General features: G+C 52.5%; 1 protein-coding gene. It reads left to right on the top strand.

Translation table 11 applies throughout. The annotated features are described in order from the left end of the window. The coding region (locus MHN79_RS20720) for a hypothetical protein (RefSeq protein WP_239174878.1) at positions 1 to 1,747 on the top strand (1,747 nt) is incomplete at both ends.

The raw sequence follows: 1,747 nt of genomic DNA, 5'->3' as shown, positions 1-1,747 counted from the left end.
CGTGGCGGCCAACCAAGCCAAGGTGACCGCGCTGCGCGCTGAATTAGAAACCCTATCGGCAGGCATGCAGGCGCAGTTTGACGCGCTTAATGCCCAGCGTGAGGCTTACGATGCGTTGCAAGTGTCGCTGGCTGAGCACACCACTGAGGTTAAAGCTCGTCAACGCAATCTTGATAGCGCTTGGCAGTCATTATCAGGCAAACAAGCGGCTGAAAATACCGCTAGCGCCGCGCTGCGTACCCAGCAGGCGCAAGCCCAGCAATGGCAAGCAAAGCTGGATGCGGCCAAAGTCAGTGAAAAAGACGCTTCCGAGCGGTTAGTCAGTGCTAATGGTTTGCTGACCAGCCGTAAAGAAGTCTTGGCTAAGCATAAACAAGATGAAAAGGCGGCAAAGTTAAAAGTCGAGCAAGCCGAGCAAGCTCTGCAACAGGCCAAAGCGCTGGAAGCCGCTGCGGCAAATCAAGCAGCTAGTTACAAAGGTTATAGGGTTAACTTTAACCATACCTATGGGGTGCTCAACCTTATGCAGGGTGGCGCCGGTAATATTGTGCCAGGAAAAGCTTTGAGGATGAAGATTCCTCCTCAGAATCTTACCTCAAAATACGGATTCTCCTCAGCCAATGCGGTAAGCCATTTCCAAGCCTTTGCTCGCCCCCATGTGCTTAATACACCTGTTGTGGATCGCTATATAAGCTTGATGAGAGAAGTTCAGAGTCACGCTGCAAGCCGAAAATTACTTACTATTTTTGATGTAAGGCAAGAAAGGCCTAGAGGTAGGAGAGACAATGGAAGAGACCGGCGCGATAAGCGTGATAGACGTAAACGCTCGATAAGTTTTAGAGGTAAAGGAGATAGCGCAAGAGATAGGAGAAATAGAGGAAGCAGCAGTGGTCGTTGGGTTACGAGGTACAGTACAAACTGGAGGGAATCTAATAGAATTCACGCGCACTTTTCTGCGGTTGCTAATCACGCAATTAATGAGTTAACCACATGGAAAAATGCATTAATCACTAGAAATACGTTAAAGCAGGACCACCAAAATCGGATACAAGTAAGAATCAAGGCAGAATCTGCTCTGCGCAGCGCAAAGGCAGAAAAAGCGGCACTGACGAGCTTAATTGAAAGCGCGCAGCAAAAGGTCACAAGTGCAGAGCAAGCCAAAACACAAGCCCAGCAAGCCCTAAATTCGGCGCGCTCCAATGTGGCGAAGGCCAATACTCAGCTTACCTCCGCCAATCAAGCCATGGACCGCGCCAAGGCGAGCCTGTCAAGCGCCAAGGCCGAGCGTGAAGCCGCCGAGCAATTATTGTCTCAAGCGAGCACGCACCTGAGCACCGCTCAAACCGATAAAGCCCGCGTGGCCTCTGAGCTTTTGGCCGCGCGCACCACACTCAATCAAGCCAGCACGCAATTTGCTAAGGCTCATCAGTCACTAAGGGGCACGGCGCAGTCGCTTAATCAGGCCGGGGAAAGACTTGGCAGCGCCATTGACTTGCACGCCGAGGTGAATGCCTCGCTCAATCAAGCCTATCGCGCCCAATACCAAGCCAAGTCCGCCATTGACCGCGCGCAGGGTCAAGTGGACATTGCCCGTTACACGGCGTGGCGCCAAGCCTCGGTAGAGGTGGCCAGTCACGACACCGATTATGAGTACGATGCCAGGGGCCAGTTGGTGACCGAGCGCTCGGCTGTGGTGAGCTTTGCCGATGTGCAAAAAGACAAGCCAGTCACTCAGTTTATTGGCCGC

It is taken from the genome of Vibrio sp. Of14-4 (genome assembly GCF_022347625.1).
Classification (GTDB): domain Bacteria; phylum Pseudomonadota; class Gammaproteobacteria; order Enterobacterales; family Vibrionaceae; genus Vibrio; species Vibrio pristinus.
The sequence above is the reverse complement of the archived record's forward strand: the minus strand, read 5'-3'. Positions and strand labels throughout refer to the sequence as shown.